Origin of the sequence: Schaalia radingae, from assembly GCF_900106055.1 — a bacterium.
GTDB classification, from domain to species: domain Bacteria; phylum Actinomycetota; class Actinomycetes; order Actinomycetales; family Actinomycetaceae; genus Pauljensenia; species Pauljensenia radingae_A.
Genome location: NZ_LT629792.1, coordinates 1,534,673 through 1,561,271, shown reverse-complemented (window position 1 = coordinate 1,561,271; position 26,599 = coordinate 1,534,673). Strand labels below are relative to the sequence as shown.

The 26,599-nt window shown below is 58.4% G+C and carries 21 protein-coding genes and 1 tRNA gene; 13 read left to right on the top strand and 9 right to left on the bottom strand.

The features are described 5' to 3' along the window. Positions 1–444: 444 nt before the first annotated feature. Positions 445–1,854: an Nramp family divalent metal transporter gene (locus BLT69_RS06890; RefSeq protein WP_227469278.1), complete on the top strand. Its 1,410-nt coding sequence runs from the start codon at positions 445–447 to the stop codon at positions 1,852–1,854. A gap of 34 nt (positions 1,855–1,888) precedes the next feature. Here the strand turns inward: BLT69_RS06890 and BLT69_RS06885 are convergent, their stop codons facing one another. Both BLT69_RS06885 and BLT69_RS06880 read right to left on the bottom strand, forming a co-directional pair. Continuing rightward, a complete protein-coding gene (locus BLT69_RS06885; RefSeq protein WP_058237007.1) occupies positions 1,889–2,491 on the bottom strand; it encodes a GDSL-type esterase/lipase family protein in 603 nt (200 codons plus the stop codon). Positions 2,492–2,826: 335 nt separating this feature from the next. Continuing rightward, on the bottom strand, positions 2,827–6,609 hold the full coding sequence (locus tag BLT69_RS06880; protein WP_092648701.1) for a multifunctional oxoglutarate decarboxylase/oxoglutarate dehydrogenase thiamine pyrophosphate-binding subunit/dihydrolipoyllysine-residue succinyltransferase subunit: 3,783 nt from the start codon (positions 6,607–6,609) through the stop codon (positions 2,827–2,829). A 272-nt stretch (positions 6,610–6,881) separates the two neighbouring features. Between BLT69_RS06880 and BLT69_RS06875 the strand changes: the two genes are divergently transcribed. From BLT69_RS06875 to BLT69_RS06850, 6 genes are all read left to right on the top strand, one after another. Then, entirely contained in the window at positions 6,882–8,219 is a 1,338-nt protein-coding gene (locus tag BLT69_RS06875) for a hemolysin family protein (RefSeq protein WP_092648700.1), read from the top strand. Beyond that, positions 8,216–9,265, top strand: coding sequence for a hemolysin family protein (locus BLT69_RS06870; protein ID WP_058237005.1), 1,050 nt, complete (start codon positions 8,216–8,218; stop codon positions 9,263–9,265). Before BLT69_RS06875 ends, BLT69_RS06870 begins: the two co-directional genes overlap by 4 nt. A gap of 258 nt (positions 9,266–9,523) precedes the next feature. Continuing rightward, positions 9,524–10,624 carry a M23 family metallopeptidase gene (locus BLT69_RS06865; RefSeq protein ID WP_058237004.1) on the top strand — a complete coding sequence of 367 codons (1,101 nt, stop codon included), beginning with the start codon at positions 9,524–9,526 and terminating at the stop codon, positions 10,622–10,624. Continuing rightward, the gene (locus BLT69_RS06860) at positions 10,615–11,379 is read left to right on the top strand and encodes a glycerophosphodiester phosphodiesterase family protein (protein WP_092648699.1); all 765 of its coding nucleotides are present in this window, start codon (positions 10,615–10,617) and stop codon (positions 11,377–11,379) included. Before BLT69_RS06865 ends, BLT69_RS06860 begins: the two co-directional genes overlap by 10 nt. A 59-nt stretch (positions 11,380–11,438) precedes the next feature. Further along, the gene (locus tag BLT69_RS06855; protein WP_092648698.1) at positions 11,439–12,116 is read left to right on the top strand and encodes a DUF4126 domain-containing protein; all 678 of its coding nucleotides are present in this window, start codon (positions 11,439–11,441) and stop codon (positions 12,114–12,116) included. An 84-nt stretch (positions 12,117–12,200) separates the two neighbouring features. After that, positions 12,201–12,273: transfer RNA gene (locus tag BLT69_RS06850), tRNA-Arg, on the top strand. 1,717 nt (positions 12,274–13,990) lie between these two features. Here BLT69_RS06850 and BLT69_RS06845 read toward each other — a convergent pair. Further along, positions 13,991–14,224: a hypothetical protein gene (locus tag BLT69_RS06845; protein WP_092648697.1), complete on the bottom strand. Its 234-nt coding sequence runs from the start codon at positions 14,222–14,224 to the stop codon at positions 13,991–13,993. Positions 14,225–14,231: 7 nt separating this feature from the next. Between BLT69_RS06845 and BLT69_RS06840 the strand changes: the two genes are divergently transcribed. Further along, positions 14,232–14,561: a hypothetical protein gene (locus tag BLT69_RS06840; RefSeq protein WP_157886369.1), complete on the top strand. Its 330-nt coding sequence runs from the start codon at positions 14,232–14,234 to the stop codon at positions 14,559–14,561. Positions 14,562–14,563: 2 nt separating this feature from the next. Then, positions 14,564–14,920, top strand: coding sequence for a sigma-70 region 4 domain-containing protein (locus tag BLT69_RS06835; protein WP_092648695.1), 357 nt, complete (start codon positions 14,564–14,566; stop codon positions 14,918–14,920). Positions 14,921–15,240: 320 nt separating this feature from the next. Here BLT69_RS06835 and BLT69_RS06830 read toward each other — a convergent pair whose 3' ends face one another. The 6 genes from BLT69_RS06830 to BLT69_RS06810 form a co-directional block, all read right to left on the bottom strand. Then, on the bottom strand, positions 15,241–16,536 hold the full coding sequence (locus BLT69_RS06830; RefSeq protein ID WP_257590282.1) for a DUF3631 domain-containing protein: 1,296 nt from the start codon (positions 16,534–16,536) through the stop codon (positions 15,241–15,243). After that, entirely contained in the window at positions 16,533–16,817 is a 285-nt protein-coding gene (locus tag BLT69_RS11085; RefSeq protein WP_257590281.1) for a hypothetical protein, read from the bottom strand. Before BLT69_RS11085 ends, BLT69_RS06830 begins: the two co-directional genes overlap by 4 nt. Positions 16,818–16,948: 131 nt before the next feature. Further along, on the bottom strand, positions 16,949–17,137 hold the full coding sequence (locus tag BLT69_RS06825) for a helix-turn-helix domain-containing protein (protein ID WP_157886362.1): 189 nt from the start codon (positions 17,135–17,137) through the stop codon (positions 16,949–16,951). 68 nt (positions 17,138–17,205) lie between these two features. Continuing rightward, on the bottom strand, positions 17,206–17,427 hold the full coding sequence (locus BLT69_RS06820) for a helix-turn-helix domain-containing protein (protein ID WP_157886363.1): 222 nt from the start codon (positions 17,425–17,427) through the stop codon (positions 17,206–17,208). 347 nt (positions 17,428–17,774) lie between these two features. Beyond that, complete coding sequence (locus BLT69_RS06815; RefSeq protein WP_092648693.1) at positions 17,775–18,323, bottom strand: hypothetical protein; 549 nt, start codon at positions 18,321–18,323, stop codon at positions 17,775–17,777. A 26-nt stretch (positions 18,324–18,349) separates the two neighbouring features. Then, positions 18,350–19,582 carry a tyrosine-type recombinase/integrase gene (locus BLT69_RS06810; protein ID WP_092648692.1) on the bottom strand — a complete coding sequence of 411 codons (1,233 nt, stop codon included), beginning with the start codon at positions 19,580–19,582 and terminating at the stop codon, positions 18,350–18,352. Between the two features lie 284 nt (positions 19,583–19,866). Between BLT69_RS06810 and argS the strand changes: the two genes are divergently transcribed. The 4 genes from argS (at position 19,867) to BLT69_RS06790 (ending at position 26,454) form a co-directional block, all read left to right on the top strand. After that, positions 19,867–21,546, top strand: a complete 1,680-nt coding sequence (gene argS, locus BLT69_RS06805; protein WP_092648691.1) for an arginine--tRNA ligase — start codon at positions 19,867–19,869, stop codon at positions 21,544–21,546. Positions 21,547–21,696: 150 nt separating this feature from the next. Beyond that, positions 21,697–23,046, top strand: coding sequence for a diaminopimelate decarboxylase (gene lysA, locus BLT69_RS06800; RefSeq protein ID WP_257590437.1), 1,350 nt, complete (start codon positions 21,697–21,699; stop codon positions 23,044–23,046). Positions 23,047–23,146: 100 nt separating this feature from the next. Beyond that, entirely contained in the window at positions 23,147–23,986 is an 840-nt protein-coding gene (locus BLT69_RS06795) for an aldo/keto reductase (RefSeq protein ID WP_092648689.1), read from the top strand. Positions 23,987–24,225: 239 nt separating this feature from the next. Continuing rightward, positions 24,226–26,454, top strand: coding sequence for a S8 family serine peptidase (locus BLT69_RS06790; protein WP_157886368.1), 2,229 nt, complete (start codon positions 24,226–24,228; stop codon positions 26,452–26,454). Positions 26,455–26,599: the final 145 nt, after the last annotated feature.

Below are 26,599 nucleotides of genomic sequence, written 5' to 3'. Positions count from 1 at the left end.
TGCACATTCCCCTAGATCTTCGCGTTTTTGTGCACGAACCCCTAGATTTAAAAACCCTGTCCTCGGGCCAGTTTCCAAAAGCGCTGGTCACAGCCTATGAGGCTGTCTGTGGGCATCTTCGCTGACGCTTGATCTAGGGGTATGTGCATTTTGCGAGTCAAATTTAGGGGTATGTGCAACGAGAGACCTTAAATCTAGGGGTATGTGCATCGAGAGATCCACATTGGGGTCGCTGGTCCTAGGCCATGAGAGCCGCTGTGATATGTGGCGCAGCGATCTCCAGATGAATTACGGTTAGCCGAAAACGAGGTATCGTATATCCGTGAGATCCTGCGAGGAGTTCTCACGCCGTGCCTCTGGGAAGCTGCCTGGGCTTATTCGAGGCCAGGCGTTTGAGGGGATTCCTCGCACCGAGGGATTGATAAAGAGAAAGAGAAAATGCACGTGAAACGTGAGAGTGGAGTGCGCACGACTGGACGCGACGATGCAGCACCGCGCACAGACGGTCGCCGACATTTAGTGACCCTTGCTAACGGGCCGTCTCTGCAGGAGATCAACGGAACTGTGGCGATCCCTGATAAGAATGCGAGCTTCCTGTGCCAACTCTTCGCTTTTTCGGGCCCGGGCGCCCTGGTCGCGGTAGGTTACATGGATCCGGGCAACTGGGTAACTTCCATCGGCGGCGGTCAGCAATACGGGTATCTGCTGCTCAACGTCATTCTGGTTTCCTCGCTGATCGCGATGCTGCTGCAGTACATGGCAGCCAAACTTGGCATCGTTGCCGGCATGGACCTGGCGCAGGCTACGCGCGCCCACACCTCGCGCACACTCGGGCTCGTCCTATGGGTCGTCACCGAGCTCGCCATCATGGCGACCGACCTGGCGGAAGTCATCGGCGCAGCTATCGCCTTGCACTTATTGTTTGGACTGCCGCTCATCGTCGGTGTCCTCATCACCGTCCTCGACGTGCTGCTGCTCTTGCTGCTGATGAGCGTCGGTTTCAGGAAGATTGAGGCCATCGTCGTCACGCTGATTCTGACGATCATGGCGGTTTTCCTGTACGAGGTCATCCTTGCGCAACCCAGCATCCCCGACATGGCGAAGGGTTTCTTGCCGTCACCCCAGACGCTGAGCCGCGGCGAACTCACCATGGCACTTGGCATTGTGGGCGCAACCGTCATGCCCCACAACCTGTATCTGCATTCATCCATCGTGCAGTCTCGTTCCTACAACCGACATGACGAGGGCGACCAGGCTCGCGCCGTACGTTTCGCTACGTGGGATTCGAACATCCAGCTGGGTGCAGCGTTCGTGATCAACTGCCTCCTGCTGCTTTTGGGTGCTGCGCTCTTCTTCGGTTCCAGCGAGGACCTGTCCACATTCGGCTCGCTCTACGATGCGCTCCAGAATCCCTCGCTGGCAGGTACAGTTGCCAGCCCGGTTCTGTCCACGCTCTTCGCTGTCGCACTGCTGGCCTCGGGCCAGAACTCAACGATTACCGGCACGCTGACGGGCCAGATCGTGATGGAGGGTTTCATCAGGCTGCGCATTCCGCTGTGGGCGCGCCGCGTCATCACCCGCGTCATCACTGTGATTCCTGTGTTGGTCTGCACGATTGCATTTAATGGTTCCGAGGTCGCCCTCGAAGAACTCCTGGTGGGATCGCAGGTATTCCTGTGCATCGCATTGCCGATTTCAATGGTGCCGCTGGTGTGGCTGACATCGTCGAAGAAAATCATGGGGGAGCGCTTCGTCAACGCGAAATGGGTCGCAATCCTGGGATGGGTGTCCACCATCGTGCTGACAATCCTCAACCTGAAACTGATCCTCGAAATCGTTGGAGGGTGGCTCTGACCAGCGCGGCAACCTCGCCGCGGCCGGCAGGTTGTTACGGCATCGGGTCAGCGTCCACCCACTCAAACCAGCCTTGGTGAAGAACCAGGTACGCCATCAGCGCGTATCCGGCTTGCGCCGGCAACGTGAGCTCATGGGGGGAGCGGGCTGTCGATGCGGCCATGTCAGCGATCCACTGGTCATGTGCGACCAGGGGCTCCAGGCACGTCACGTAGGTGATACCCCGGCGGTCACACACTTCCGCACATGCTCGGTCAAGGGCCGCCAGCTGCTGCTGCTGGGCTCCGGCCAGAGGCGGCGGGCCGACCACAAGCGTGGAGATGCCGCGCTCGCGCGCACGGTCCACAATATTGGCCAGATTCAGGCGTGACCGCGGTGTGGATAACCCACTGGGCACGTCGGCCGCACCAACGGCTACCACCATGTGCAATGTGTCGGATGAGGAAATCCGCGCGTTGACTTCACTTTCCCACCTGGCAGCGAGACCTGCGGTTGTTTCTCCAGGAACGGCGAGGGGCATGACGGCGGGGGCTGAGGCAAAACGGGTGCGTGCAATGACGCGTCCAACCCACCCCAAGGCTCGGGGGTCACCGATTCCGGCGACCAAGTCATCACCGATCACGCAGATGCGCTTCACTGGTTTCCTCCTTCATGCACCTTCCACTAGATTAGCCGCTCGCAGCGCCCATCACATGTAACGCAAGCTGGCAGGTCAGATTCTGGCGCGACAGGTGTTCAAAGGCATGTGGGAACGACGAAGAAGCTCCGCAGATCGAGGTTCACACACCAGCTGTGCACGGGCCTGTGAGGAGTGAGGAAGAAGTTCCGCAGATTCAGGCCCGCGCGCTAAATGCCCAGAGTCCTGCTTAGATGACGGGGCGGATGGTACAGAAGCGGAGCTCACATGCCAAGTGCCCCTCGAGCGCGAGAGGCGCAAATCGAGGAGCACGAGGCGTCTATGAAGCGAGCAGGTCAGTCCTTGCCAAAGAGTGTGGCGAGCAGTTCAGCGAGCTGGCGCTTGTGGGTGGAGGCCCGGCCTGCCGCAGGGGAAGCGGACGCAGGACGCGACACCACGATGGGCTGCACGCCCAGTTCGGTGAACACGTTAAGCGCCATGAACGGCCACGCGCCCTGGTTGCGGGGCTCATCCTGCGCCCACATAACCTCAGCACCTGGGTAGCGATCCAGCTGCTCACGAATCTCATCGATCGGCTTGGGGTAGTACTGCTCGACGCGCACGATCGCAGTCGACCATGCTTCCTTCGCCTCACGTTCCTTGACCAGGTCGTAGTAGAGACGGCCTGAACACAACACCACGCGATTGACATCGGTGACGCGCTGGTCGACCTCGCCAATGACGGGCAGGAAGTGACCGGACGTGAAATCGTCGATCGACGAGCTGGCTGCGGGCAGACGCAGCAGCTGCTTGGGCGTGAACGCAATGAGGGGTTTACGAGGGCGCCTGTAGGCCTGCGTGCGCAGCATGTGGAAATGCTGTGCCGGTGTCGACGGCTGACAGATCCACATGTTGTTTTCAGCGGCCAAAGTCAGATAACGCTCAATGCGCGCTGACGAGTGGTCGGGGCCCTGCCCTTCATAGCCGTGGGGGAGCAGAAGGACAACCGAGGAGCGTTGTCCCCACTTCTGCTCAGATGAGCTGACGAACTCATCGATCACTGACTGGGCGCCATTGGCGAAGTCACCGAACTGTGCTTCCCACACGACCAGCGCATCAGGACGCTGAACCGAGTAGCCGTATTCAAATCCCATGACGACGTACTCAGACAGGGGCGAATCGTAGATTTCGAAGATCGCCTGATCGTCGGTGAGGAAGTTGAGCGGAGTGAACTCGCGGCCATTGTTGTGGTCATGTAGAACCGCGTGACGCTGGACGAACGTTGCACGACGGGCGTCCTGTCCGGAAAAACGCACCGGAGTTCCTTCCATGACCAGCGAGCCCAAAGCGATCAGCTCACCAAAGCCCCAGTCGATCGGGCGTGTGCCCGTCGCCATTTCCTGACGCCGTTCACACAGCTTCAGCATCTTGGGATGGGGAACGAAGCCATCAGGGAAGGTGTTGAATGCTTCACCGATGCGTTCGATGGCGCCTGCCGGAACGGGGGATTCCCAACCGATCATCATGCCCTGGCCAGGCAGCTGGGATTCAGGAACCTGCCAGCCTTCCTCACGGGTCTGCGTGAGGATCTTGTTCAACTCGTCTTCGTATTCCTTGATGGATGCTTCGACCTCTTCTTCGGTCAGCTGCTCGCGTCCGATCAGGTTACGCATGTAGACGGTGCGGGTTGATGGGATCTGACGGATCAGTTCATACATGACGGGTTGCGTCATCGACGGATCGTCGCCCTCGTTGTGGCCGCGTCGGCGGTAGCACACCAGATCCACGATCACGTCCTTATGGAAGCGCTCGCGATAGGCCATTGCCAGATGTCCCATGCGCACCACTGACTCGGGATCATCGCCGTTGACGTGCAGGATCGGCACCTGCAGGCCTTTGGCCAGGTCCGTCGGGTAACGGGTTGAACGTCCCGATGTCGGGCCGGTTGTGAAACCGATCTGGTTGTTGACGATCAGGTGGATCGTGCCGCCGGTTCGATATCCCTTGAGCTGAGACAGGTTCAGTGTTTCCTGCACGACTCCTTGGCCAATGAAGGCGGCATCGCCGTGGATCAGAATCGGCACAACCGAGAAATCATCGTCATGGAGCTGATCCTGCTTGGCGCGCACGATGCCTTCGAGGACGCCGTCAGCGGCCTCCAGGTGCGACGGGTTTGCAGCCAGATACACCTTGGTGGCCACACCGTCTTCACGGCTGAACACGCCTTCAGTGCCCAGGTGGTACTTCACGTCGCCGGAGCCTTCGTCCTGCGGGTTTTCGTTGCCTTCAAACTCAGAGAAGATCTGCCCGTAGGACTTGCCGGCAATGTTGGCCAGTACGTTCAACCTGCCGCGGTGAGCCATTCCGATAGCCACCTCAGGTAAACCGGCCTGTGCTGCATCCGACAGGATCGCATCAAGCAGTGGAATCAGCGATTCGCCGCCCTCCAGTGAGAACCGCTTCTGCCCGACGTACTTGGTCTGGAGGAACTCCTCGAATGCCTCCGCGTGATTGAGAGTAGACAAAATGTGGCGCTGTTCCTCAGTCGAGGGCACGGAGTAGGGCTTCTCGATGCGCTCTTGGACCCATTTGCGCTGCTCAGGATCCTGAATGTGCATGTATTCAATGCCGATGGTGCGTGTATATGTATCGCGCAAACGATCGAGGATTTCCCTCAGCGTCATGTAGGATTCCCCGCCAAAACCGCCTGTGGGGAACTGACGATCCAGATCCCACACCGACAGGCCGTAGCTGGTGATATCCAGGTCAGGATGGCGCCGCACACGATAAGCCAGCGGGTCAGTGTCAGCAGCAAGGTGCCCGCGCGAGCGGTATGCGTGAATCAATTCCGCAATACGTGCAGGCTTGCCTTTTTCGCGCTCAATGTCGTATTCGCGATCAGGCTCCCAGTGATAAGGCGGGTGGGGGACATGATAGGTATCGAAGACGCGATCCCAGAATCCGTCCTTGCCGGACAGCTTGTTGTCCATCAACCGCAAGAACTCGCCGGATGCCGCACCCTGAATAATGCGATGGTCATAGGTGGAGGACAGGAACATCGTCTTGCCGATGCCGAGCTGAGCCAGACGGCGAGGGGACACGCCCGCGAATTCGGCGGGGTAGTTCGTCGCGCCGACACCGACGATGAGTCCTTGACCTGTCATCAGGCGCGGAACAGATGTCGTCGTGCCGATCGTGCCGGGATTCGTCAGGGTCACGGTGCCGCCCTGGAAATCATCCGGGGTCAGTTCACCATCGCGAGCACGACGCACCGTGTCGTTATAGGCGGCAACGAACTCGAGAAATGTCAGTGTGTCCGCTTCCTGCAGGACCGGCACCATCAGCGAGCGCTTCCCGTTGGGTTGCGCCACGTCGATCGCCAGCCCGAAACCGACGTGCGCGAGACGCTCAATTTGCGGCCGGCCCTTCTTGTCGGTGGAGTAGCGCACGTTCATTGACGGCATCTCGCACATGGCTTCCACCAACGCGTATCCGATCAGGTGAGTGAACGAGACCTTGCCGCCGGTCGTGCGAGCCAAGTGGCGGTTGAGCAGTGAACGGTTTTCGATCAGCAGTTTTGCCGGTACCTGGCGGGCAGATGTGGCGGTCGGAATCGTCAGCGACTGGTCCATGTTTTTCGCCGTTGCCCGTGCAATGCCCTTCAACAGATCGGTACGATCTTCGGTCCGCGCATCCTCATTGAGCTCAGTGGCCGCGCGCACCGCCGTCATGCGCGTGTAGGGCGAGGTGGCTTCACTGGTCTGCGCCAGTGGTGCGGGAGGAAGGTCGGATCGTGTGACCAGCATCGTGTTGGCTGGACGCTCTTCCTCCGACTCGTCGGCAACGTCACTTGCCGAAGTCTGGTCGGCTTCGTCGCCGTCCGGTTCGCTGGCTTGTATGTCCTCTTCAGCTGTGACGCGCACATCGGCTTCGTCAGCCTTTTCGAGGGCGTCGACAGCCTCGAAGTACTCGCGCCAGGCGTCGTCAACTGAACTGGGATCCTCGTCGTACTGGACCCTCATGTGGTCAATCCACCACTGCTGATCCTTTTCGGACTCATGAGTTGATTCGTGTTGATCGGAGGCGTCCACCGTGGTCACTCCTATCGTGGAAACGTGAGGTTTGCTCGCCTCCAGCATAGAGGGTTTTGTGAGGAAGTCTCTCGATATTGAGATAATTTATCGAGTTTTTGTCAAACTGTGCGTGTGCTGGCCAAATACCCACCCAATACTTGTCTATTCCTTTACATATTGCTACGACGGTGGCCGCGCCGCATGTCCACCACTGTTCATGCCCGAACATTTGCCTGTACACTATTGGTCATCATGGACAGTGACAGTTGCCCCTTGACATTCACTTTAATGATGCCTAGCGGTGTGCCCAGTCAGTCGCACACACATGAGGTTGCCTCGTGGTTTTAGACATCATTTTCTTGCTGCTCGGAGTTGTGCTGACATTCGGCACCTTCATCTTTGTGTCCTCGGAGTTTTCTTTGGTTGCACTTGACCAGGCATCCGTCGAACGGCGAGCATCAGCAGGCGATAAGCGCGCAGCACAAGTCCTGAAAGCCACACGCACGTTGTCCACCCAGCTATCTGGTTCCCAGGTCGGAATCACGCTGACAACTATTTTGCTGGGCTATACAACTCAGTCGGTTCTGACCCGACTGATCAACGACGGCCTGATATCCGTGGGATTGGCCAGCGCCATTGCTGGAACAATCGGCGTACTCGTCTCAGCCGTGCTCATCAATGCATTTTCGATGCTCTTCGGTGAGCTGCTGCCCAAGAACCTTGCTCTGGCGCATCCGCTGAAAACCGCCGGTATGGTGGTGCCATTCCAGATGGCGTTCACGTGGATCTGCAAACCGATCATCTTCCTGCTCAACGGCACAGCGAACGCGATTTTGCGGCTAATAGGCATTGAACCCCAGGAAGAGATCTCCTCTGCCCGGTCGGCGTCCGAACTGGCCGCCCTCGTGCGTCACAGTGCAGAAGAAGGAACACTGGACACCTCCACCGCATCTTTGTTCACGAACTCTATTCGAGTCGGTCAGCTCTCCGCCGTGGACGTGATGTCCGATCGAGGACTGCTGTGCACGCTTGGATCCGACGCGGTAGCTGCTGACGTCGTGGCACTGTCTAAGGAAACTGGTCACTCGCGTTTCCCCGTCATTGGTGATGACAGTGATGACGTGCTCGGTTTTGTCTCATTGCGCCGCGCGGTTGCTGTGCCGTGGGAGAAACGCTCTGACGTGTCCGTCCTGTCGTCCTCTCTGCTCAACCCCGCCCCGAAAGTGCCCGAGACGATGTCTCTTGCTCCGCTGCTGCTTCACCTGCGTGAAGAGGGCCTGCAGATGGCTGTTGTGGTGGACGAGTATGGCGGAGTTGCCGGCATCGTCACCCTGGAAGACGTCGTGGAAGAAATCGTCGGAGAGGTATCCGACGAGCATGATCATCGTCGCCTCGGTATACGCACCCAAGTTGACGGCACATACCTGGTGCCCGGCAGGCTGCGGCCCGACGAGCTGGCCGAACGGCTCGGAATTATCGTCCCCGACGAGGGCGGCTACGAAACCCTGGCTGGGCTGATCATTGACAATATAGGTCGCGTCCCCGAAACAGGCGACACAGTGGTGGTCGATCGTGTGCGCCTGACTGTCACGCAGATGCAGGGCCGGCGCGTCACGCAAATTGAAGTGGAGCCTCCCCAGACCGATGACCAGGAGCAGGAGGATGAGCTGATATGAGCCCCGCACTTGGCATCTTTCTGACCATATTGCTGTTGGCCATCAACGCGTTCTTCGTGGCGGGTGAGTTCGCCACCACCTCGACCAGGCGATCACAGATTGAGCCTCTGCGTGACAAAGGCGTGCGCGGCGCCAAGCAGGCGATGTACGCGCTCAAACATGTCTCCCTCATGCTGGCGATTTGCCAGCTGGGTATTACGGTGGCCTCCACGTCACTGGGATTCGTTGCTGAACCGGCGATCGCGCACCTCATTCACGACCCGCTGGTGGCAATCGGAATGCCGTCAGCAAGCGCTCACGTTGTCGCGTTTGTTGTGGCCCTCCTGATCGTCCTGTTCGCACATGTGGTGTTCGGGGAAATGGTGCCGAAGAACATCTCGATCGCCATGCCGCACACCGCGCTGCTGATATTGGCTCCGCCGCTCGTCGCGATGGGACACGTACTGCACGGTGTTATTCATGCAATGGACAACGCAGCGAACTGGTTCCTGAAGATCCGCGGAATCGAGCCACAGTCGGAAATTTCCGCGACCTTCACCGTCGAAGAAGTCGCTTCGATCGTCAAGCTGTCGGAGCGCGAAGGAACAATCTCGGACGACCTGGGACTGCTCAGCGGAGCACTCGAGTTTTCTGAAGAAACCGCGAAGTCGGACATGGTCGCCCTCGACGATCTGATCACGGTTCCTCGCGACGCGACACCCCACGATGTCGAGCGCCTCGTGGCGCAAACGGGATTCTCACGCTTCCCGGTGACTGGAGACGGCGACGAAATCATCGGCTACATTCACCTCAAGGACATCCTCTATGCCGATACTGAAAAGGAGCGTCTGGAGCCGATCACCGCATGGAGGATCCGGAAGATGGATCGCGTCCATGAAAATGACGAAGTGGAAGACGCCCTGCGACGCATGCAGAAGTCGGGGACACACTGTGCACTGGTGATGGGGGAATCGGGGGCAGTCATCGGTGTATTGTTCTTGGAGGACATACTCGAAGACCTGGTCGGTGAAGTCAGGGATTCCCTGCAGCGCGGACAGATCGGGTGACACTGTGCGGCAGAGATCTCGGCGGGGGAGTGCAACGTGCGTGATGGTGCCTACTGGCGACCTGATGTGATGAATGACCCGTGCGTCTCACGCGGATTAGGCTTCCCATCTGGCAGTGCATCAGCTAGCCTCGGTCACAGGCCGTTATAGTTTTGTGATCAGAGCTGTCGCGGGTTATATTGATGTCAGTGCTATGCGGCGCAATCAACAAGACGATGCGTCGAGGGCGATATCTGTGGAATTCAGGAAGGAACGGGCATGGGATCTGCGGAATTGACACCGCAAATCGATGCGCCACACACGGTACCTGAACAGGGTCACACTATCGCCTCCCCGTTTCCTCGTCGCAGCACGATCCACCAGCACACACGCCCTGAGTCCATCGACGCGCTCAGCGTGATCTCACCTTTCCCATCTCGCCGCTCGCTGCATGCGGACGCGTCGCCCTCGTCAATCGACGACGAAGCGGCTGACACCTCGCGAAATGAGGCTCTGGTCGGACTGGCCGCGCTTCCCAAACGGGCTGATCGCCACGCTCGTCCAACACGTTCACGACGCGTGCGACGCACCACGACAGCCTATACGAGGCAGAATAATGCGCCGTCGAGCCGCCTACGCACCCGCAAACCGCTGGCTCTCAGCGTCCTGGCTGTCGCCACTATTGGAATTGCGATCCCGCTGAGTGCATTCCTCAGCCCGCAGGATGTGTCCAACCAGCCGGTCGCAGCCACCTACAGCGGGCCTGCTCAGACCAGCTGGGCGACGATTGGAAGCACGACCACGCATGCTGGGACGCTCGAGGCGTACGCCGGTGCCGCATCTCGTTCACGAGCACGCCAGCCACTGGACGTCGACCCGTGTGTGCAAGCAGAAGGTGCCGCTGACGGAAACCGTGCGGTGCGTGAATCTGCCAATGTCATGTGGCCATTGAAGCAGGGCAGCTACGAAGTGACCTCACCGTTCTCCATGCGCGTCTCACCCATCTCAGGCCAGCTCCTCATGCATGAAGGCGTTGATATGGCGTCCACGCTGGGAGAGCCAATCCACGCGATTGCTGACGGCACGGTTGTCGAATTCAGCCAGGACTCCCGCTCAGGATCCTACGTGCGTATTGAGCACCGCCTCCCTGACGGAACCGTGTACTACTCGGCTTATGCCCATCAGAGTTCCAGTGACGTGCTGGTGAAGGAAGGCGACACCGTGACGGCCGGTCAGGTGATCGGTGCGGTGGGCAATGAAGGATGGTCCACAGGGCCGCACCTGCACTTTGAAATCCGTACGGCAGATGACACGCCGGTCGATCCGATGCAGTGGATGCCGGAGCATCAGGCACATTTCCTGGATCAGGTATGTCAGTAAATTCCCAGCGGGCAGATGAGCGAGGACCACTCATCATCGCTCACCGAGGCGGAGCTGACGAGAGGCCCGAAAATACGATGCGCGCCTTCCGCGGAGCCATTGACGCGGGCGTGATCCACCAGGAAACCGATGTGCACCTGACACTGGACGGTGTCGTTGTCGTCCACCACGACCCCTCCATACAGGTCACACACGGTGAACCGGTCACTATTGCGCAACGTACGTTCGACCAGATCCGCAGCCTTGATACGGCCAACGGTGAGCCGGTTGAACGACTCGAAGACGTGCTGAGCGAACTGCCGCTGGCGCGATGGAACATTGATGCAAAGGTTGATGAGGTTGTCGATCCGCTGATCCATGTCATTGATCAGGCAGAGGCGTGGGATCGAGTTGTCCTTGCCTCGTTCAGTGAGCCGCGTCTGCGCCGCGTTCGCCACGCCCGCCCCTTCGCTTCCACGTCGCTGGGAATGTCAGGGATCGCGAGGCTCATGGGCGCAGCTTCGACCGCCTCAAGTGCGCGCACATGGAACGTTCCTGGACCTGACCAGGGAGTGCTTGCCGCACAAGTGCCACTGGCATTTAGAGGGATTCGCGTGGTCACGCCGCGTTTCATTGCCACGGCACACCGACATGGCCTGGCTGTCCACGTGTGGACACTGAACGCTGCCGCGGATATTGAACACGTCAGGCGAATGGGAGTCGACGGCATTATTACCGACCGGCCCACGATGGCCCTGGAACTCGCGCGCCTCTGATATTTGGTTACTGCACACAGAAGTAGCGATGCGACGTCCGGCGGTGCGAAAATCAACCTATGGAGATTCTGACTGCCACCGGCCTGTCAAGTGCTGCCGGCCTGAACGCGTACATTCCCTTGCTCATCATGGGCGCACTGGACAAATTCACGTCGTGGGTGAATCTGCCACCCGCGTGGAACTGGCTGTCATCATGGTGGTCGCTGGGAATCCTCGCAGTCCTTCTGGTCGTCGAAGTCGTCGCTGACAAGATCCCGGCCCTCGATTCGGTCAACGACATCGTGCACACATTCATTCGGCCGGCATCCGGTGGCATTGTCTTCGCCTCTGGTGTGGGTGCACAAACGGTTGCCACCAACGACCCGGACTCGTTTTTTGCCGACACGTCCAACTGGCTGCCCATCGTCATCGGACTGGTGATCGCGCTGGTCGTCCACCTGACGAAAGCATCCGCGCGTCCAATCGCCAATGTGACAACCGCAGGCCTGGCCACTCCGTTCATCTCCGCAGGCGAGGACACGGCGTCCCTGGGGATCTCACTGCTCGCCGTGGTCGCCCCCATCATTGCTCTGATCCTGGTCGTCATTGTCATCGCATTCATGGCGTGGGCGATCGTGACGGTGCGCCGCTCCCTACAGCGCGTCCCACGATCAGGTCGTCACGAACGAGAGATCATCAGCGACGCGGACACCCTCGACAATTTCAACGATGCACGAGGGCGGCCTACGCGCGACTAAATGCCGGGTGATCCTTTCCACTGGCTGTGCGCGTGAGCAGGGGAGCGCCACTGCAGGCGGAAGTGCTAAACTCGACAGGCGTTGGCCCCGATAGCTCAGCGGATAGAGCGTCTGCCTCCGGAGCAGAAGGTCGCAGGTTCGAGTCCTGTTCGGGGCGCGGGACTGGTTTAGCAAAGTGGCGTTATATCAACGAAAAGTGGTTTTGCGTAATTCCGGCTACCCTCTCTCGTTCCCTGAACGTTCCCCGAAAAAAGCTCGTACTAAATAGCGCTCGGGCGCTCGCGGCCTCTATTTCGTCGTGTCGGAACCGCCCCGGCACCTGACCCCCGCGCCGCGCTTTCTCCCTACCGCTCTGTCTTAGCAAGCGTGGAGTGTGGCAACTCAGGGGTGAATGGGGTTTAAGACCTGTGAGAGTGATTAATAGGCGGGGTGTGTGAGACTTCTAGTAGTAACACTTGTGTTACTAACTGTCCCGTGTCGGTTCTCCCGCGTCCCGGTTTTTACCGGATCCGGTAATAGCGATGTTGTGCGCTCACTCGTGAAGCGCCTCTAGTTCTGTTCTGCTCGCGTTATTGGCACATTTGCCAATAGCGGGCTTCCCACCTCTCCTTGCTTGCTTTTAACGGATCCGTTATTACCACAAGTGGTAATAGCGATGCTCCAGCGCGGTGCGCTTACCTGTAAGGCGTGGGCAGATTTCCCTGAATCGGGAAATTTAAATAGTTTAAATTCGCTTGCTATTGGCGGATCTGCCAATATCTTCGTTCGCCCCACTAGCTAAGCTCCACATGCGCTATTCAGGGTTTCCTGATTACATGCCGGTAGGTGGTGGCTATGTGTTGCCTGTGGTGTAGGCGATGGGGTTTCAGATTCGACTGATCTGTCGAATGTTGCCTGACGCGGGCGGGTGGTCATGCCGATTTAAAAGACGAAAGTCTTTTACTAGACACGCATGGTGGAGACGGTAAAAGGGATTTCCCTTTTTTCTCGGTTTGCCTCACGTCGATCTCTTTTGCTGGTCGCCCTGGGAAGCGTCGGTACTAGCTACGGTATTGGCTTGCCTGTCCCACGCATGGGAGCTTTAAATGAGGATTCTCATTTATCTAGCGGCCTTTACGCATGGGGTGGCGCTTCATCACCCCGTCGCCCCTTCTGCTCTTGGGGCACGATTTTTTGGGTTCCCAAAATAGCGAATACAACAGGCTTGCCACTTCCCGTGTTCGGTGGGGAACAATCAGAATCCTGATTGTTTATAGATCTATAAATATCGCGGTGAGCGCGCTCGCGGGTCGGTCTTCTAGTCCTGTGCAACATTCGGGGGATTCCCCTAATTTGCAACATTCTGAGGATCCTCAAGATTCGATATTAACGAATTTGTTATTAACTGTGCGTGGTGCGTGACACCTTGGGGGTGGGGTGCGATTGGTGGGGGGGATTGTTGTGCCTGTGGGTGTAGGGCTGTGGAAAATTGTGGGTGGCAGTTCAAGGCGCGCGTGTTGTGGCTGCACGATGTGGGGGGTTCCACGATCTCGTTGGCGTGCCTGTGAGTGGTTCTCACGCGCTTTCAGGGTGCGCGCGTGGGTGGGTTCAGCGTTGCCGGTTTCGTTGGGTGTTCGGGCTTGTTGTGGGTTCGGGGCTGCGTGTGGAAAATGTGCGTATTCCAGACGCACAATTGCTAATGGGACTTACACGGTTTCCAGATGCCCTCTGGTCACGGGGTGTTTCGCGTGGTGTGGTTAACCCCGTGGGTTAGTTCTAGGTTGGGTTTAGGTTCCGTTTTCGTAACCGGCTGGGTTACTTCTAGGTTTTGGCTAGGTTTTGATTCCGTAACCTGCTGGGTTTCGTCTAGGTTTCGTCAGGCTGGTAGTGGTGCGCTAAACATTGTCGAGGGCAAGACTGCCGTCTATCACGCGGGCTGCGAGGTCAGGCTTGAAGTCAAGAACAACGCCCGCCTGGGCGAGCGAAACTTCAAATCCCCTAGAACAATCAGAATTCTGATTGTTTATGCCGTATGCCCAGCGTCCGTTCTTTCTCCTGCCGTCTGCTTCCAGCACGAGGGCGGTTGCCGTAGCGTGCTGCCCGCTCAACGCGCCCGCGTAATGTAGCATGGGGGTTGTGGTTAATCGTGTAACTACTGATCAAGTAGTAAGCATCCTTGAAGCGGGCGACCCTGACAATGAAGTATGGGCGGCTTTCAGTAGAGCAGTCACCCTGTTTGCCTATAAAGCGCGCTTGTCGTACGACGAATGTGTGGCCTGCGCGTGGATATGGGCACATGAACACCCTCAACAACTGGTAACCGCGTGGAACCGCGGGGGAGTAGGCGGGCTGATCCTGCGAGTACGTGGACGCTTAACCGAAGTGTTCAAGGACTACAAGCACCACAAACACGAGGAATGTAACTTGCTGGTGACGGGCTTTCAACCTGAACAGTTGGACGCGTAAGCATGAGCGGTGAGTACAGTGCGCCTGTGGTGCGTGAGCTGGTGCGCGCGTCGTTTAGTGATGCTCACGCGTGGGGGTGGAGTATTGACGGCACGTATCGTGAAGTGGGGATGCCGCGCGCCCAGTTCGACCCTTACAGGCAGTCAACGTTGTGGGCGTGTGTGGCTGACGGTAGGCGCGCGTTTGACGCGCTTCCAGCACAGTTGCGCCGCCGCGTATATCTCAGCGTGGTTATGGGCTTGCCACAGGTGGAAGTGGCGCGCCGTGAGGGTGTCACTCAGGGCGCTGTGTGGCAGTCGCTAACGCGCGCTGACGCGCTCATGCTTGACTTCCTGAACGGTGACGCGGGTGAGTATTGACAGTGCCTGTCACGCGCGCCATATACTATACGTACCTAGCAGAGCTAGGAACACATCAGGAAAGGTGTCCATTTATTTTTCCTTTCAATGGACACTTACACCGGCTTTTGCCGGTGCCTTACCCCTAGCGTTGTCGCGCTGGGGGTATGGTTTTGCCCGCGCGGCTTGTGTGAGAACGGTTCTCAGTTTTCTTGATTGCTGCTCACCCATGCCGCGTTGATGCGGGGACGCGGTGCGCTCGCGGGCGTGACGCGCGTGGCTCCCACAGTCGATTGCCATGAGAGCCACACGCCGCAATGTTGGACTGGTGCGTTGACTGGTTAGGCGCACCCCTCCACATCACTGTCAAACAGGGATCCTTGCTTGCCGTCGCCCGTGTACCCTGATTTAACCGGAACAAGCGGAACATCCGGAACATCGTTGATATTCTGCGGCTGTTTTGTTCCACTTGTGTTCCGGATGTTCCGGATAGGTGTTTTGGGTGTGGCGTCATTTTTCGTTGGTATGACGCCAATGTTCCGGTGTTCCGCTTGTTCCGCTTCTTGGAGACTGCGGGCGGGTAGGTACCGTTCCCACGCGTCAGTGAACGCGTCACGCGGATAGCCACGCGATGTTGCCTCGCCTAACCGCTTCTTCTGTGGGGTGATGCCGTAGCCCTTGAGCATACGGGCAAGGCGACGCGTGTCCATCGGGCGGCCTTTGAGGTCGCCCCACGGTGATTCTTCCATCATGTTCAGCTCGTTAACTAACTCGCCACTGTTTACCCACTGCCGCCCCTTGCTTTCGAAGATGGTGTGAATGTCGACGAGTAGCTGGGCACCTAGCGTTGCGGGAGTGGCTTCGGTGCTTGTCATGGTGATTGCCGCGGTACGCGCGGCTTGCGGCCACGCGCCCCCAGCAAGATCAGCCACGGCGATGAGCGGTTCCCACACGTCAGCGTTACGGTCTCGGATCTGGTTAGGCAACATGGGGATGCCCACGTTATCCCGTTGTTGGCTTGCCCACTGCTCGAACCAATCATGCAGTGCGACGGCTTTGGGTTCGCACGTGCGGATCCTCCACTGCTCCACCTGTTCCGAACTCTTACGCTTCCGCATCCTGACAATGACAGAACGCGTGGCAATCGTGTCAGGTAGGTACCCCAAGCCCGCGAGCGCTACGGCACAGTACGTGTCGAATTCTTCGATGCCCGCCCCGTGGTCGAGGCATCTCCCGATGCGTGCGCCTTTACGGTGTCCAGCGTTGAGGAATGAGCGTAGGTCTTCGTTGCCGTTTGCTTTGGGGCCGAAGATTGCGTCTATCTCGTCGAACAGGACGGTTGGGGGCGTGTCTTCCTTGGTGACGCGCCTGAACAGGTAGGCGGGTGAGACGTTGGAAAATGATAGTCCGTCGCACACGAGTGGTGCTGTCACTTCCAGTGCTCGTGTCTTGCCTGACTCAGGTTCGGGAGAGAGGAAAGCGAGCCGGGGGGTTGCTTCCCACTCGTCCATGAACCATGTGTGCGCTATCCATAGGACGTGCGCAACGCGTGATTCACTGGTGGGGTAGGCGACGAAGCGGCCTAGGAATTTGTAGACGGCATCGAATAGTTCGCTGCCTTCTTCTTTTTCGCTCACTTGTCCACCCCGCGTTCTTTGAGGGTTCGGCGTTGGCGCTCTGCCCGCGCGTGGTCGCCCCGCATGTCGCACAAGGTGGCGTAATCGGGGTAGCGGATCGCGTCTTCTAGATAGGGTAGGCATAGTGCCATGATTGCCGTGAAGTAGTCTTCGCACGCCTTCCAACCGCGTTCGAACCACTCTTGGATCCAGTGGTGTTTGTGGTCTTCTACGGCGCGCTTGTAGCCGTCTACATAGCCTTTGTGGTGACCGATTGAGATACCGTCGGTCATTCCTTGCACGTAGATTTCCTGCTCACGCGGGGTGAAGCGTCTCCAGTCGAACCCGGGGGTTGCTACACTAGAACCCAAGGGTTGCGTGCTCTTATCTTTTGCCCCAGTTTCCCCACTGGGGCACTTTCTTTTGTGCTCGTTCATGCCGCGTCACCGTCCCTGTACGGGTTGGGTGTAGGCACGCCTTCGGTTAATAGGCGCTCCATCTCGTCTGCTGGGATCAAGATACGCGAGCCGAACTCAACGGTTTTGATCCGCCCTTGCTTGATCCACGTGTAGATCGTGTTGGGCGCAATGCCGGTGAAGGCCGTCAAGTCGCTAACCTTCATGTAAGCGCGGTATTGCCTGTGCTCGTCTCTACACGCTTGCCGGGTTACCGGGTTGTTCATTGGTGCGCTCACTTGGCACCTCCAATGATGGGGGTGGCGAACTGGTGGATATCATCGCGGGTGATGCGCACGATACGACCATGTGCCCCATAGCGGTAGGCGTTCAGCTCACCGCTGGTAATCCATTTGCGGACGGTGCCCACTGACACGTTGAGAAGTTCCGCTGCCTGTTGAATCGTGAGAAGTTCGGGACTAGCTGGGTGCGCGTTGTCCCTTAAGTTTTCAGCCATGATCTTTCGCTCCATGATCATTCACTGGGGTTCATGGCATAAAAAACGGCACGCCAAGTGAACCCCTACTTTTGTCAGGGTCAACTAGCGTGCCAACACCTTCAGGTCACCGACCTGTCACAATCCACTATGCGCCTCTAACAGGTCACCGACCTGTCGCCTGACCCAAGTCCCTAATAAGTCACCGACTTATCGACCCATCTGGTCTGCCTTGGCATCGAGACTGTCGCCTAGTGCTGAACTATATTGCTCACATCTAGGGTGGGAGAACCACCATCACGCGAGTTATCCAAACTCCGTTAGACAGCAGAATAGCACATCTGTTCGCATTGGAGCACAACGCGTGTCTAGAAAGGCGGTGTGTCTTCCAAGCCATCCAATTCCGCTAGCTCACGTTCAAGGGCTTTCTCGTCCCCGAACAGGTGAGCGAATGGGTTGGCATTGGCTTTCCTACCCTCAAGGGCTTTCCTCTCCACTGCCCACCGCTCTTTTAACAGGTCTACGTCGCTTTTGTCAGGCGCTGTTACTGGGGGTGCCTTCTTGACGTAGTGGATCATGATCTGGTTCGGCCACTGTTTCCACCTAAGATAAGAATCAAGAGCAAGTTGCACTTGCGTGTAGCGAAGTTCAATTGTGCTTCCACAGACGGGACACGTGACTACGCCAAAGTCCACCACCTCCGGCGGCTTTTTCGAAAAGCCGTATAAATTGTATGGGTCATCTACGGGTTCTGCCGTTGACCACCCCTGCCCCACGTACCGGTAGATTATCGCTACACGCACGGTTCCCCTGTCAGACAGCTCTCGCCCGTCAACAGTCTTGTGACAGCACCGAACCTGTATGGCGTGCAACAAGTCAGGCATGTCAGAACCTGAGAAGGTTATTTTGCCGCTCACTCTTTTTCTCTCCTGTCTGCGAGCGCTTAGCCCACGATGTCGGTTCTCGTTTCCGCTTTGCTCGCTGGTGGGTTCAATACCCAATCAGCCATGAAGGTGGCCACAAGGCGCTGGCGCTCCAAGCTTGCGTGAGAATAGCGGCGCTGCATATTCGGATCATTCCTGACCTCGTGCCCCATCATCGCGTCGACATCCATCATGATGGCACCACTGGTTAGCTGGGCTTGCGTCTCGAACGTGTGGCGCAAACAGTAGGGTGCCATCCGGTCATAGTCATGCCGTTTCTGTGTGGCCTTCACGGTCTTTTGGAAACTGGTCAGTGAGACAGCCCGCCCTTTTTCTTTAGGTGACTGGAACACGTAAGCATCCACCCCGGTCATATGGCTACTAATGTGCTGCTTCAACATCGCGGTGATGCGCGGGTCAATCGGAATGGTGCGAAGACTGGAGCGCGTCTTAGCGTTGTCCTCGCCTCGCTGCGCCTCGCCTTCCATCTTCACTGTGTGCTCGATGCGCACAAGATTGTTCTTGAAGTCAATCGCCTTGGGCTTCAAGCCTCTGACTTCTCCCGGCCTCATGCCGGTAACAACCATGAGAACTAAGGCGGGTCTGCTCTCGTCGGACGCTTCGGCTATCACGTTCTGTACTTCCTCACGCGATAAAGCACGGTTGGAGTGAGCGGGCGGCTCGTTGACCTGTGGGCGTATAAGATCCTTCGAGTGTCTGCTGACCTTCGGCACCACGTCGATCACGTCGGAATCTTCCGCCGCTCTCATAATCTGCTTAAACAAGCGCCATACTTCCTTGCGCTGCCCGTAGCCCAATGGTGCGACAACCTCGGTCACCCACTGGTCAATCATGTACTTGTCGATCTGCTTGATCGGAACGTCTTCCCAGTAGGGCAGAATATATTTCTTGATTCTTGGTTCTCGTGTGCGCGCTGATGAGGGTGCCCATCGGACGGACTTCCTGAACATCGGGTAGTAGTCGCCAAACGTCATATTGTCGTACCGGGCTTTGCGTTCTGCTTCGGCGCGCTCACGCTCCACCTGTTCAGGGCTTTTCCACGTTCCCCGGTCAATAGATTGCTTCTCAGTCGATAGCCATACTTGCGCGTCTTCCTTGCGTGAGAACGTGGCTGGGGCGGCTATACGCTTCCCATTCTTGCGTGGGTCTGGATAGTCCGCCCTGTAATTCCCGGACGGTAGGCGCTTGATTTTACCGAAGGGGCGCTGCTGTTGGTGCGTGTTGCGTGGCATGGTGGTGGCTCCTTTGAGTGCGTTTCGTTCCCCGAGCGTTCCCCGAACGTTCCCCGAAACACCTAAAAACAAGCATAATACAGGCACTAGACGCACTCAAGGCAGACGGGACTTTTCGGCTCTATATCAACACAAAACGCGCGTTTACTGAATTACGCAAAAACGTGGTTCGAGTCCTGTTCGGGGCGCTCACAGGTAGGCGCTCAATGAGAGATTGAACGCGGGGTGCGCCACAGTGCGGTAACGAGTGGAAGCACCGTGCCGATGCCGTCTAATCTTGAACCATGACGCCTGAAGAACTTTCTGCACTGATCACGCGCATTGTGCGCGATGCCGCCCACGCCGGCACCATCACCCTGGATGAGGCTGACATCCCTGAAACAGTGACCGTGGAACGCCCTCGGCAACGCGAACACGGAGACTGGGCATCCAACGTTGCGATGCAACTGGCCAAGAAAGCACACACCGCGCCGCGTGCCCTGGCCACCGTCGTGGCAGACGCACTGCGTGAGAACGAGGGGATCGACAGCGTTGAGATCGCAGGTCCGGGATTCATTAACATCCGACTGGCCGCAGCCAGTGCCGGCGAGCTTGCGCGCACCATCGTGGAAGCAGGCGAAGCATATGGGCACAACGACTCACTTGCCGGCACGCATATCAACCTCGAATACGTCTCGGCCAACCCGACCGGCCCGATTCATCTGGGTGGCGCACGCTGGGCGGCCGTGGGCGACTCGCTGGCCCGTTTGATCAGCGTGAGCGGCGCAGAGGTCACGCGCGAATACTATTTCAACGATCACGGCTCCCAGATTGACCGTTTCGCCCGCTCACTGGTGGCGCGCGCTCGCGGTCAGGAAGCGCCCGAGGACGGGTATGGCGGCCAGTACATTCAGGACATCGCAGACCAGGTGCGTCACGATGCGGCGGCAGCAGGGGAGCCAGATCCCGCCACACTGCCGGATGAAGAGGCTGTCGAGGCATTTCGCGCTCGCGGCGTTGACCTGATGTTCGCGCAGATCAAGGATCGCCTGCGCGCCTTCCGCGCCGAATTTGACGTGTTCTTCCACGAAGACTCCCTGCACACCTCCGGAGCCGTCACACGTGCCATCGAAATCCTGCGCGAACGCGGCGAAGTGTTTGACGAGGATGGCGCCGTCTGGCTGCGCACCACCGATTACGGTGATGACAAAGACCGCGTCCTCATCAAGTCGGACGGCCAGGCTGCCTACTTCGCAGGCGACGTGGCCTACTACCTGGATAAGCGCTCCCGCGGAGCAGACGCAGCAATCTACCTGCTCGGCGCTGACCACCACGGCTACATCGGCCGCATGATGGCCATGTGCGAAGCATTTGGTGACAAGCCAGGTGTCAACATGCAGATCCTGATCGGCCAGATGGTCAACCTGGTCAAGGACGGACAACCGGTGCGCATGTCGAAACGAGCCGGCACGATCGTCACCCTTGATGACCTGGTGGATGCTGTGGGCGTTGACGCCGCGCGCTACTCACTGGTGCGCGTATCGATGGATTCAAACGTGGACATCGACCTGGACCTGCTGTCCTCGCACACAAACGAAAACCCTGTCTACTACGTGCAGTACGCACACGCCAGAACCTGCAACGTGGCGCGTAATGCAGCTGAACACGGTGTCAGCCGAGACGCCGGATTCGACCCGTCCGCGTTGGACCATCCTGCCGACAGTGAACTGCTCGGAGTGCTCGCCACATTCCCGGCACTTGTTGCGCAGGCCGCTTCAATGCGTGAACCTCATCGTGTGGCCCGTTACCTCGAACAACTTGCTGCGACGTACCACGCATGGTACGGGCAGTGCCGCGTCACCCCTCGCGCTGACGAGGACGTGACCGAGTCCCACGTGGCCCGCCTGTGGCTCAACGATGCGGTGACGCGGGTTCTGCGTAACGGACTGGCACTGCTGGGAGTGAGCGCCCCCGAGCGCATGTAGTGCACGCAGCTTGTCCAGCGCCAGGAATCGAGAAAGAGGACCACGATGTCAGCACATGATGCACAGGACGACCCGACTCTGATCCCCAGCGTGTCAGCAAAAGCAACCGTTGGTACCCTCGTCTGTCCCGAGCCTTCCGAGCGTGCGGACATGTGGCCGTGGTCAGCTCGCCGCACAGATGATGGTGTCATCGAAATCGGTGGGTGCGCGCTGACGGAGATGGCCGAAGAGTTCGGCACGCCGCTTTTTGTTCTGGATGATCGCGACCTTCAGGCTCGCGCGCGTATGTGGGCGTCCACCATGACCGAGGAATTCTGGGACGGATACGGCATGAACGGTGGCGACGCATTCTATGCCGCCAAGGCTTTCATGTGCTCCCACGTGGCCCGCACCGCCACTGAACGTGGCATGGGCATCGACACCTCCACCTTCGGGGAGTTGACCAGTGCGCTGCGCAGCGGCGTGGACCCCGAGCGCATCGGCCTGCATGGGAACAATAAGTCGGACGAGGAAATCCGTGTGGCGCTCACTGCTGGTAACGGCCGAGGCATTGCCCGCATCTTCGTGGACTCACCTGGTGAAGTGGAGCAGATTCAACGCATTGCGGCCGAGAGCGGCGTGACAGCGCGTGTCATGGTTCGAGTGAAGACCGGCATCCATGCAGGTGGCAACGAGATGATTCAAACCAGCCACGAAGACCAGAAATTTGGTCTATCGGTGGCAGGAGACGATGCGATGAGCGTCGTCCGTGCGATTCTTGATGCTCCGAACCTGACGCTGGTGGGTCTGCATAACCATATCGGCTCGCAGATCGCTCAGGCTGAGCCTTTTGCCCACGCCGCACGGATAGTCATGGCTTTCCGCCACAGGATTCATGAGGAACTGGGTGTCCTCGTCGATGACATCGATCTGGGTGGGGGACTGGGCATCGCCTATACGTCAACCGACCCGATTCCACCCACACCTGCGCAGGTGGCGCGTGAATTGGCTACAACCGTTCGAGCAGAAGCTGAGCGCTATCACGAACCAGTCCCGCGAGTGAGCGTGGAGCCAGGACGCTCCGTGATCGGCACGACAACGGTCACCGTGTACACGGTGGGTGCGGTGAAGGACGTGCAGGTCAGTGACGATCTGGTGCGCCGCTACGTGGCTGTCGACGGGGGAATGTCGGACAATATTCGACCCGCACTGTACGACGCGGAATATTCCGTCACGCTGGCGAATCGGCGGCTTAGTGCTCCGCTGGTGCGCTGCCGAGTGGTTGGAAAGCATTGCGAGTCCGGTGACATCGTCGTGAAGGACGTCGACCTGCCCGCTGACCTGCATCGCGGTGACCTGCTGGTGGTGCTGGCGACGGGAGCCTATGGCTGGTCGATGGCGTCGAATTACAACATGGTGCCGCGGCCAGGCGTTGTGGCCGTGCGCGACGGGAATGCTGAGGTTATCGTGCGTTCCCAAAGCGTGGAAGATCTACTGGCCTGCGACGTGGGCCTCGCCTGACCTGCGTGAAGCTGGGTGAAGCTTCAGGATCACTGGCAGCTGTGCGCCCTATTACGTCAATGCCACTTGCACGAGCGGCGCAGTGCGTTATGGTCGATGCATGGCTGATTCGACCTCTCACGTGAATGACATTGTGTTGAAACAGGGAATGACCATCCCGCAAGTTGGTTTTGGTACCTACCAAATTCCGCCTGAGGAAACTGCAGAACGGGTCGAACAGGCGATTGAGGCGGGATATCGGCACATCGACACTGCCGCTGGATATCACAATGAAGCCGGCGTTGGTAAGGCGATTCGACGTTCAGGTCTGGAGCGTTCCGATATTTTCGTGACGACGAAGTTGCAAAATAGCGATCACGGTGCTGACCGAGCCATTGAGGCGCTGGATAATTCCCGACGTGCGCTTGGTCTCGATGTCATCGACCTGTATCTGATTCACTGGCCGGTTCCCTCGAAAGATCTTTTTGTCGAAACGTGGCGTTCCATGATCCGCATGCTCAACACGGGAGCCGTGCGCGCGCTGGGCGTCTCCAACTTTCTGCCTCATCACCTCGACCGTCTACGCGACGAGACGGGCGTGACACCGGTGATCTTACAAACCGAAGTTCATCCGTCTTTCTCGCAGCCTGACGTATTGTCTGATGCTCGTAACCGGGGGATGGTCATCGAAGCGTACTCACCGTTGGGCCAGGCGCGCGACCTCGAGGACCCGGTGATCCTCGACATCGCTGAGCGTGCCGGTGTCACCGCGGCGCAGGCTGTTCTGGCGTGGCATATGCAACGTGGTCGCGTGGTCATTCCCAAGACCACGTCGCCTGAGCGCATGGAGGAAAACCTGGCTGCAGCTGGTGTGAGCCTGCCGGAAACTGACTTGGAGGCGATCGATGCCCTCCACAGTGAAAGCGGCCGCATCGGGGCGCATCCGGACGAATTTGAGTAAAGAGCGTTTAAACTGGCAGAACTGCGTGTTGCGTAGGGGCTGTTGTGTGTCGCGGCAGTTCAGGCGTAGTTTAGACCAGAAGATATTGACACCTGTAGTGTGTGATCACGTAGTGGACAAACTAATCAGAATGTGAAACCTTGCGCCTTTCTTGAATGCATCTGACTTAACCTGCGGTTTATCTGAAGTTAAATTCTCAGATTTCTTTCAACATGGTAAAAGTGAGGTCAAGAATGCGTGTGCAGCGTAATGTAACGCGGGCTGCCCGGCTGACAGCAGTGACGGTTGCTCTTGGCGTGGCCAGCGCTGGCGTCGTCACGGGAGTGGGGAGTGCCCAGCCTGGAACACCAGCTGACGACGGTGCAGAAGTGGAAGTTGCTCAATCTGGAGATGCCCCTCAGTCACCTGATGGCGCCCAGTCAGGACAGCCAGTAGCGGCGAACCAGCCGGCCGCAACAGACAGGGCGGCAGACGAGGGAACCCCCCAGGCGAACGATGCGAGCGATCCTGAGCCAGGTGTTCCCTACGTCCAGAATTTTGCGATTAACCTCAAGCGCGGCGTCAGTTCAGATCAGTTTAACTCTGCCGTGACGGCCGTGCGTGACACGGGTGCCGTGATCCTGCAGCAGTACCCGCAGATCGATTCATTCTTTGCTCAGACAGCTGACAGAAACTTTGCGGAGCACGTGCGCACGACACTGGCCGACAAGAAGGTGCCGCTGACGAACGTCGGACCCACCCGCTACGCCAAGGTTAAAGGTGACGAGATTGTCGTGGAAGCGGCTCAAGACTCAGCCCCGTCAGGGCAGCCAGGCACATCGACGAGGATGACGGGTCGCAGCCAGCTTGAAAAGAACAGTGAACTGGACCAGGAGTACACACCCGATCCTCAATCCGAAAAAGCGTGGGGTCTGAAGGCTGTCCGTGCCGACCAGGCAGCGACCGTCGATGTCATGCTTGAGCCGGTCACCGTCGGTGTCATCGACTCCGGTATCGATGGAACTCACGAAGACCTCAAGGACCAGATCGATCACAGCAAATCCGTTGGATGCTCTCACAATGGTATTCCTGACACCTCGTTTGAGGCATGGCAGCCCTCCCCGACATCTGGATCTGATCACGGGACACACGTCGCCGGAACGATTGCTGCAGCGCACAATGGGATCGGCGTTGACGGTGTAGCACCGCATGCGAAACTTGCCGCGATTAAGGCAGGAAACGCTGATGGTCTGTTCTACCCCGAATACGTTACCTGCAGCTTCATCTGGGCTGCAGAACACGACATCGCGGTGACCAATAATTCATACTTCACCGATCCGTGGGAACACTGGCTTCCCACTGAAGAAAACCAGGCTGCAGGCCTGGAGGCCGTGACTCGCGCGGTTGCTTACTCCCACGACCACGACGTGCTCAACATCTCGGCTGCCGGCAATGACGATCGCGACATTGACAACGCGACGACAGACAGTGGCAGCCCGAATGATGTGGCTGGAGCTGCAATTGAGAACCGCTCGTCAGTGGGAGGCGTGGACCTTCCCAGCGATCTTTCCGGAGTGGTCGTGGTCTCTTCGGTGGCAAAGCCAGAGGGTTCAGATCCGCTTGACGGACCCTTCATTCGCTCATACTTCTCGAACTACGGCGCGAATGCTATCGATGTCGCCGCACCTGGATCGAGAATCTTTTCAACGATTCCACTTGGTTTCGACTGGAGGGATGAGACTGCACTGTACGCATCGAAGAGCGGTACATCTATGGCGTCGCCACATGCCGCAGGCGTTGCAGCACTTTTGCGGTCCGTTAACCCGACGCTGAGTGCTGACCAGGCAGCAAACCTTCTGCGTGAACAGGCAGGTGGCCGCTACAAGGTCTTGGCCGACCCGAACAACGCAGAGGCGCCAGACGGCAAGGAATACCGCGGCACCGGTCTGGTGGACGCACTGGCTGCTGTCACAGTGAATCAGCCTCAGCCGACGGTTGCGGGAGTGGAGTACTGGGACTCTGAGAGCCAGTCGTGGAAGGCCATTGCGGATGCGAAAGTTGCTCCCCAGGGTGAGTACGTCAGGATTCGTGCAGCAGTCTCCGGGCCCTACACGAAAGCTGCTTTGCGAGTCAACGGTCGGTCCGTGGCCACCCTTGACGGGACTGGCGCCTTCGACTCGCAAGTTGCCTTTCTGGAAGCTGAGTTGAAAGTCGCTCAGGCATTCACTGCGGACAGGAAGCTGAATGTTGCAGTCGACGCGTGGGGACGTAATAACGATGCGCGTGCTGATGACGATGTGACGGTGGCTGTTCAGGGAACTCTGGACACGACCCGCAAGCACGACGAGCAAAATAAGCAGCCAGCTGCATACAGTGCAAAGCCCAGCGTTGCCCGTACCGGCGCATCGGTGCCCGCGATGGCACTGGCCGGTCTTGCGCTTGCTGGGGCTGGAGCGTTGACAGCTTCGCGACGCATGACGCGTTCCTGATTTAGTGAGGATGGCACCGGGTGCAACCGCATCCGATGTCGCACTCAAACGTGGCGCCTGCACCGTGTGGTGTGGGCGCCACGTTGTCTGTCCAGGCCACCACAGGCAGCGCCGGCGGGAATCCTTCGCTCTTTGAGCAGCCCCG